This is a genomic window from Mesorhizobium sp. M7A.F.Ca.CA.002.15.2.1, from assembly GCF_003998715.1.
Lineage (GTDB): Bacteria > Pseudomonadota > Alphaproteobacteria > Rhizobiales > Rhizobiaceae > Mesorhizobium > Mesorhizobium ciceri.
In genome coordinates this window covers 1-7,602 of record NZ_RZPI01000228.1, presented here as the reverse complement: position 1 = coordinate 7,602, position 7,602 = coordinate 1, and the positions used below count along the sequence as shown (strand labels likewise).

Genomic DNA, 7,602 nt, shown 5'->3' with positions numbered 1-7,602 from the left:
TCTGCAAGACATACGGGAACAATTTTCACGCAATCGACCAATTGAACCTGTCGGTCAAGGACGGCGAGTTCTTGATTCTCGTCGGGCCGTCCGGCTGTGGCAAATCCACCGCGTTGCGGATGATCGCGGGATTGGAGGACGTCACCAGCGGCAGCCTTCGGATCGGCGGGGGCGACGTCGTCGACATGCCGCCCAAGGACCGCGACATTGCGATGGTCTTCCAGAGCTACGCTCTCTACCCGCATATGACCGTGTTCGAAAACATTGGCTTTTCGATGCGGCTGGCAGGCAAGCCGAAGGCCGAGCGCAAAAAGCGCGTGGACGAGATCGCCAAAACCCTTCAACTGACGTCTCTGCTGGACAGCAAACCCGCGAACCTTTCAGGCGGACAGCGTCAAAGGGTTGCCATGGGCCGCGCCATGGTGCGCGAGCCGGCAGCCTTTCTCATGGACGAACCCCTTTCCAATCTGGACGCGAAACTGCGTGTTCAAATGCGCGCCGAAATCACCAGTCTGCAAAAGCAGCTCGGCGTAACGACCATATATGTGACCCACGACCAAACCGAAGCCATGACGATGGGCGACAGGGTCGCGGTGTTGAAAGGCGGCGTGCTGCAGCAGGTCGACGCACCCAAGAGGCTCTATGAATCGCCGGTGAACGCTTTCGTTGCTGGCTTCATCGGGTCTCCTTCGATGAATCTTTTCGAGGCAACCCTGACGGGCGACGAACTGATGTCCGGCGCCTTGGCCATCCGGCTGCAGGATGCAGCCTTCGTGCGCAGGCCGGGCTTGAGGTCGTATGCGGGGCGCAAGGTCGTGTTCGGGATACGACCGGAGGATCTCTATGACAGCAGTCTCGAATCCGGCCGCAAGTATCAGACGATACCGGCAAAGGTGACCTCGATCGAAGAACTCGGATCCGAACAAATCGTCCATCTCAACATCGACGCGGTCCGGGTGGACTCCGGCGACCCTGACGCGGTGCAGGATTTCGGCCTGGCGTCGAATGCGGTGGCGAAATTCGAACCGGTCAGCACAGTCCGCTCCGGCTCGGAAATCAGCTTGGCCCTGGATGATGCCAAGCTCCATTTCTTCGACCCCGAGACGCATCTGGCAATCTGAATATCAGCGATAAGACCCGCGGGCGAGGGTGAGGCGCCTGCGTAAGAAGACTTCTGAATAATCAGACGATCGGCCGCATTGTGCGGGCGAATATAAAGAAGGAGGAGAAAATGACGTTTCGTATTAAATCCGCGATGCTGAAAATAGCCGCGGCCGCATGGTTGCTTGGCGCAACCGGCGCCATGGCGGATACGACGCTGGAATTCACCCAATGGTGGGAGCCCGAATTGCCGGCTGGCTCGCTCAGGTCAATTATGGACGAGTTCGAGGCGGCAAACCCCGGAATCAAGGTGACGCTGGTCAGCGGCCCCTACGCCACCACGCGAGACCAGATCTCGGTTGGTGCTGCAACCGGAACGCTCAGCGACGTCGTCGGTCTCGACGGCGCCTGGGTGAACAATCTGAATGCGCAGGGCGCACTCGCCGACATGAATCCGATGATGGATGCGAGCGGTTTCGACAAGAGCCAGGTCGCGGATATCATCAAGGTGGACGGCAAGGCCGTGATGTTTCCCGTGGCTTCGTTCGTCTATCCGGTCTTCGTGAATTTGGACCTCGCCGCCAAGGCGGGCGTGACCAAGCTGCCGTCGACCCGTGCGGAGTTTCTCGAAGCCGCCAAGAAGATGACGCACGCCGACCAGAACCAGTATGGCTGGGTGCTGCCCCTGTCGCTGCAAACGCCATCCGGCGTCCAGAACGACATGATGTCGTGGGTTTGGGCTTCGGGCCAGTCGATGATGGCGAGCGGCAAGCCGGACCTTGAGGGCAAACCGGTGGTGGATATGCTCACTTTCGTCAAATCACTCAATGACGCCGGCACCATCTCGCCCGGCATCGCCACCAAGACCGAGCAGGAAAAGGTCGAGGAGTTCGTCAACAACCGCGTCGGGATGATGATCGACTCGCTCGCGCATGTGAACCTCATCCGCAAGCGCAATCCCAAGCTGAACTTCGACCTCATCCCGGTCCCTGTCGTGGAAAACTATACCGGCAAGCGCGGCCTTCCCTATGCCTCCTGGGGCATCGGCATCTCTGCGGCTTCGAAACATCAGGAAGAGGCCTGGAAACTCGTCCAATATCTGATGAGTGAAAAGGTCAACGCCAAGCTCGTGTCGCTTGCAAACGCCTTCCCGGGCAACGTCAACGCCAAGCCCGATTTCGTGACCTCGGACAAGGCTTTCGGCAAGGCTTTTGAAATCTTCAAGACCGGTCATCTCGCCAATGAGTTCACGGGCCTGCCGGTGGCTGAAGACCTGATGACCCAGTTCGACGTGCAAGCCCAGAAGATGCTCGCCGGCGAGCAGTCTCCGGAACAAGCCGCCGCCGCCGCTCAGAAGGGCTGGATGGCGAAATTCTGATCGGCCTGTTCCCGTTTGCTGTCTTCGACCGGGTGACCTGACTTCGGGCAGGCCACCCGGCAACAACGGATCGGCATTCTGAGTGGACTTGTTTTCGAAAGCTTACCTTCCCTTGAAGGCGTATCCCAAGGTTGGCACATGACCCGGCAAAAGCGCTCCCACCACAAGCTCAAACGAGCGGTCGCACCCTACCTCTATCTGTCGCCCGCGCTGCTCATAGTCGGGCTCCTGATGCTGCTGCCGATGGTGACGGTGATTGCCTACTCGTTCCAGAACAGCGCGGTGCTGCGTCGTGACCCATCCTTTGCCGGACTGAAGCACTACCAGGCGATCTTCGACGACCCCGTGTTCTGGGCTTCGCTGTGGCACACGCTCTACTTCACATGCATGAGTGTCATTTTCCACATGACCATCGGCATGGTCTTCGCGCTCATGCTGAACAGCGACCGCATCAATCCGACGCTGCGCAATATTCTGCGTGTGCTCTACATACTGCCCTGGCTGTTCACCGCGGTGATCATCGCCGTGATCTGGCGCCTCCTGCTTGAGCCGAACGGTGTCGTGAACAGTATTCTCATGCAAATCGGCATCATCGGTTCCAAGGTCGAATGGTTTTCCTCGCCTGAGACCGCGCTGCATGCAGTCACTTTTGCCAATATCTGGGCGGGCTACCCGCTCTTCATGGTCAGTTTGCTCGCGGGTTTGCAGGGCATTCCCAAGGATTTCTACGAGGCCGCCGATATCGACGGGGCGAAAGCCTACCAGAAGCTGATCTTCATCACCATTCCGCAGCTGATGCCGATCATCATCAGCATCTCGCTGCTCGACTTCATCTGGACCATGCAGGTCTTCCCGCTAATCTGGATAACGACGGGCGGTGGCCCGATCTACTCGACCGAGGTCCTCAGCACCTACACGTACAAGCTGGCATTTTCGAGCTACAACCTGTCGCAGGCTTCGGCCAGCGCCGTGGTCATCCTGCTGATCTCTCTCGGCCTGACGCTGTTCTATATTCGCTATCAAAAGGCTCGGTAATCACCATGAGGAAAAGGCACACGCCGAAAGACAGGCTGATCACCGTGGCGCTCCATGTAGCGCTTGCAGCAGGGCTCTTTTTCGCGGCATTCCCGATCTACTGGATGCTGAGCAGCTCGTTCAAATCGAATACCGAAATCTTTGCCCTGCCGCCAACCATCCTGCCAAAGGCGTTCACGCTGGAAGCGTATGCAGCCATCCTTGGCGACCCGGTAAAGCTGCGCTTCTTCTTCAACAGCTATTTCGTGGCGGGAGCGGTGACCGTGCTGACGGTGCTGATCGCCTTGCTGGCGGCCTACGGGTTCAGCCGCTTCAATTTCCGCGGCAAGGGCAGCCTGAACACAATCATCATCAGCACGCAGACGATTCCGCCGATCACACTTTTGATCCCCTTCTTCGGGCTTGTCGTCTCATACGGTATCTTCGACACCTATGTCGCACTGATCCTGACCTACCTGGTGTTTACGCTGCCCTACGCGATCCTGCTGATGACGGGATATCTGAACACCTTGCCCCGCGATCTCGATGAAGCCGTGGCTGTCGACGGCGGCAGCAGCTGGACCGCGCTTTGGCGGGTGATTGTCCCGATTTCACTGCCTGGTATCGTGGCGACGTCGGTCTACACCTTCCTGTTGTGCTGGAACGAATTTCTCTTTGCGCTGACGCTGACGAAGTCGACGTCCATGCGCACGGTCCCGATCGGCATCCAGCTGTTGATGGGGCAGCATGCCTTCGAATGGAACCAGATGATGGCGATGAGCGTGCTCGGCTCGCTACCGCTCTTGCTCATCTACCTCGTTGCCCAGAGATACTTCCTCGCCGGCATGACCGCGGGCTCGGTCAAGTAGGATGTTCATCCCACGGCGACGCAGGGTGGCATCAATCAATAAGCGGTATCAAGGATTGAAAGGATGAACGTGAAAGACCTCAAAGTCGGCTGCCAGACCTTCACCTGGGAAATGCTGGGAGACCGGTTCACCGGCGGCCCCGACGATCTGCTGAGGGCGATCTCTGACGGTGGCTATGCCGGCATCGAGATCACCGACACCATGATCGGACATTATGGCAACAAGCCGGAGGAGTTCGCCGCCGCGCTGAAGGCGTGGGGGCTGACGCTGGTTTCCTTCGCCTTTGGCTCGCACAGCGGTTTTACGTCGAAGGAGGAGATCGGCGCCGACCTCGAAACCGCCAAACGCTGGATCGATTTCGCCGCCGCCTTCCCGAATGCGCTGGTGTCGATGGGCTCGGCCACGGTGGTGTCCGACGGCCCGCGCGACGAGAAGTTCGCCATCGCGGCCGAGGTCTACAACCAGGCCGGCGAGCTTGGCCGCAGGGACGGTGTTCAGGTCGCGGTGCATCCCAGCTCGCACCACAACACGCTGCTGTTCGACCGCGCCGATTACGACGCGATCTTTGCCTTGCTCGACCCCGACCTGGTCGGCTGGGTACCGGATACCGGCCATATACTGCGCGGCCACAAGGACATGTCCGATACGCTGCGCACCTACCGCGACCGCATCCGCTACATCCACCTCAAGGACGTCGATGCCAACGGCAGCTGGGCCATGCTCGGCAAGGGCGTCTGCGACACGCCGGCGGTGATCGAGATCGCCAACACCGCACCGCGCTTCAACGGCTGGCTGGTGCTGGAGGAGGAATCCGAAACGGCCGCCGCCGATCCCGCCGGCGCGGTAAAAACCAACCGCCAGACAATGCGCAGCTTGGGCGCCTGAAGAACGAGACGATGATCAAGAAACAGGACAGACGCCTCAGGGTCGGTGTGCTCGGCTGCGGCCCCATCGCGCAGTTCGCGCATCTGCAATCCTGCGTGAAGGCTGGGAATGCCGACCTCTACGCCATCTGCGACGCGGCACCCGATCTGCTCGCCCGCATGGGCGCCACCTACGAGCCGCAAAAGATGTATGCCGACTACGACGCCATGCTCGCCGATCCCGAACTGGAAGCGGTGATCGTCGCCACGTCGGACGCCTATCACGTGCCGATGTCGATCAAGGCGCTCGATGCGGGAAAGCATGTCCTGTGCGAAAAGCCGATCGGCACCTCGGTGGAGGAAGGCGAGGCGCTGGCCCAGGCGGTCAGGCGCTCGGGCAAGGTGCTGCAGGTCGGGCATATGAAGCGCTTCGACCCGGCGCTGGAGGCCGCGCACGACTTCGTCCGCGACGAGATCGGCGAGGTGCTGGCGCTGAAGGCCTGGTACTGCGATTCCACCCATCGCTACACCAACACCGATGCCATTCAGCCGCTGCCGGTCACCAGCAAGCTGGCGAAGAAGCCGACCGGCAATCCCAAGGCTGATCTCAGGCAATATTTCATGCTGGCGCACGGCTCGCATCTCGTCGATACGGCGCGTTTCCTGTGCGGCGATATCGTTGCCGTGCGCGCCCGCCTCAATGAGAAATTCGGCGCCTATTGCTGGTTCGTCGAGACCGAGTTCGCCAGCGGCGCGCTCGGGCATCTCGACCTGACCGTTGCCGTGCGCATGGACTGGCACGAAGGTTTTCAGCTCTATGGCGAGAACGGCTCCGTCATCGCGAAAACCTTCAACCCCTGGTACTTCCGCGCCAGCGAGGTCGAGATATTTCACGAGAAGACCGCCACCGCCCACAAGCCGCTCGGCGCCGACGGCCACTTCTTCCGCCGCCAACTGGAAGGCCTAGCGGATACAGTCCTGAACGGCACGCCGATGCGCGGCGCCAATGTCGAGGACGGTATCGCCTCGATCCGCGCCATGGTCGCCATCGCGCGTTCGGTCGAGACAGGTGAACGGGTCGAACTCGCCTCGGTTTCGGGAGCGGTCTGATGCGTCTCGGCATTTTCGCCAAGACATTTGCCGGCACAGAGCCGGCTGCCGTGCTGACGGCGGTTAAGCAGGCTGGCTATGAGACGACGCAGTTCAATCTCGCCTGCGCCGGCCTGCCGTCGATGCCGGATGTCGTGCCGGCAGATGCCATCGCTTCCGTCCGTGCCGCAGTGCGATCGTCAGGCGTTTCGCTGGCCGCGCTGTCGGGCACCTACAACATGGCGCATCCCGACAAGGCTGTGCGCGACGATGGTCTTCGCCGTCTTGCCGTCGTCATCGAGGCGGCGGCGGCCCTCGGTATTCCGCTGGTCACGCTCTGCACCGGCTCGCGCAATGCCGCCGATCAATGGGCGTATCATCCCGACAATAGCACGCCGGCCGCTTGGTCCGACATGGCCGCCGAGATGGAGAAAGCGCTGGCGCTTGCCGAAGACGCCGGCGTCGATCTCGGCATCGAGCCCGAGCAGGCCAACATCGTTACCTCGGCCAGGGACGCGACCAGGCTGATCGCCGAAATGGGATCGAAGCATCTGAAGATCGTGCTCGATCCGGCGAACCTGTTCGAGCACGCGACGCCACACGAAGCGCGCGCCATCGTCGCCGCCGCGATCGACGAGGCTGCCGGCCATATCGCCATGGCGCACGCCAAGGATCGCTCTGGTGACGGCCGCTTTGCCACCGCCGGACAAGGCATCGTCGATTTTCCGCATTTTGTTTCACGGCTGAAGGCAGCGGGCTTCGACGGATCGCTCGTCACCCACGGGCTGTCCGCCGATGAAGCCCCCGGCGTCGCAGCCTTTCTGCGGGGACTCCTCTGATGGGCGCCGCGCCGGCGATCCTGCTTCGCGACGATGCATCGCTTCGTGTCTTCGACACGGGGCAGGGCAGGCCTCCCGTCGTCTTCCAGCACGGCCTCGGCGGTGATGCGGCACAAGTAGCGCAGAACTTTCCCGATGGTCCTTCATACCGCCGACTGACCGTCGAATGTCGCGCTCAGGGCGGCTCCGGCGCCGGCAGCAAGCGTCCTTTTTCGATCGAGATGTTCGCCGACGACGTGTTGGCTGCCGCCGATGCCGCCGGCCTCGACCGTTTCGTCGCCGGCGGCATCTCGATGGGCGCGGCAATCGCCTTGCGGCTTGCGGCCCGGCACCCGGATAGGGTCACAGGTCTCGTGCTTGTTCGCCCTGCCTGGGCTTTCGACGCGGCATCGCAAAACATGCGCCCTTACGTGGAAGTGGCGGAGCTCATCCGCGGCCGTCCGCTGGAT

General features: G+C 61.2%; 8 protein-coding genes. All 8 read left to right on the top strand.

The window, feature by feature from the left end:
* Positions 1 to 1,121 (top strand): ABC transporter ATP-binding protein (locus ENZ74_RS14880; protein WP_164761036.1); only part of this gene is annotated, 1,121 nt, incomplete at its 5' end.
* A 110-nt stretch (positions 1,122 to 1,231) separates the two neighbouring features.
* Positions 1,232 to 2,479 carry a sugar ABC transporter substrate-binding protein gene (locus tag ENZ74_RS14875; protein ID WP_024502559.1) on the top strand — a complete coding sequence of 416 codons (1,248 nt, stop codon included), beginning with the start codon at positions 1,232 to 1,234 and terminating at the stop codon, positions 2,477 to 2,479.
* 138 nt (positions 2,480 to 2,617) lie between these two features.
* On the top strand, positions 2,618 to 3,514 hold the full coding sequence (locus ENZ74_RS14870) for a sugar ABC transporter permease (RefSeq protein WP_063167589.1): 897 nt from the start codon (positions 2,618 to 2,620) through the stop codon (positions 3,512 to 3,514).
* Positions 3,515 to 3,519: 5 nt separating this feature from the next.
* Positions 3,520 to 4,362, top strand: a complete 843-nt coding sequence (locus ENZ74_RS14865) for a carbohydrate ABC transporter permease (protein WP_013532946.1) — start codon at positions 3,520 to 3,522, stop codon at positions 4,360 to 4,362.
* A 63-nt stretch (positions 4,363 to 4,425) separates the two neighbouring features.
* Complete coding sequence (locus tag ENZ74_RS14860) at positions 4,426 to 5,247, top strand: sugar phosphate isomerase/epimerase (protein WP_063167590.1); 822 nt, start codon at positions 4,426 to 4,428, stop codon at positions 5,245 to 5,247.
* Positions 5,248 to 5,258: 11 nt separating this feature from the next.
* Positions 5,259 to 6,335: a Gfo/Idh/MocA family oxidoreductase gene (locus ENZ74_RS14855; protein WP_063167591.1), complete on the top strand. Its 1,077-nt coding sequence runs from the start codon at positions 5,259 to 5,261 to the stop codon at positions 6,333 to 6,335.
* A complete protein-coding gene (locus ENZ74_RS14850; RefSeq protein WP_063167592.1) occupies positions 6,335 to 7,153 on the top strand; it encodes a sugar phosphate isomerase/epimerase in 819 nt (272 codons plus the stop codon). Before ENZ74_RS14855 ends, ENZ74_RS14850 begins: the two co-directional genes overlap by 1 nt.
* Positions 7,153 to 7,602: alpha/beta hydrolase (locus tag ENZ74_RS14845; RefSeq protein WP_164761035.1), on the top strand; the 450-nt coding region annotated here is incomplete at its 3' end. The genes ENZ74_RS14850 and ENZ74_RS14845, both read left to right, overlap by 1 nt.

What these genes read in the sequence shown, in the direction of transcription:
- ENZ74_RS14865 (WP_013532946.1), top strand. Translation starts at nt 3,520, where the DNA reads ATGAGGAAAAGGCACACGCCGAAAGACAGGCTGATCACCGTGGCGCTC.
- ENZ74_RS14875 (WP_024502559.1), top strand. Translation starts at nt 1,232, where the DNA reads ATGACGTTTCGTATTAAATCCGCGATGCTGAAAATAGCCGCGGCCGCA.
- ENZ74_RS14850 (WP_063167592.1), top strand. Translation starts at nt 6,335, where the DNA reads ATGCGTCTCGGCATTTTCGCCAAGACATTTGCCGGCACAGAGCCGGCT.
- ENZ74_RS14855 (WP_063167591.1), top strand. Translation starts at nt 5,259, where the DNA reads ATGATCAAGAAACAGGACAGACGCCTCAGGGTCGGTGTGCTCGGCTGC.
- ENZ74_RS14870 (WP_063167589.1), top strand. Translation starts at nt 2,618, where the DNA reads ATGACCCGGCAAAAGCGCTCCCACCACAAGCTCAAACGAGCGGTCGCA.
- ENZ74_RS14860 (WP_063167590.1), top strand. Translation starts at nt 4,426, where the DNA reads ATGAACGTGAAAGACCTCAAAGTCGGCTGCCAGACCTTCACCTGGGAA.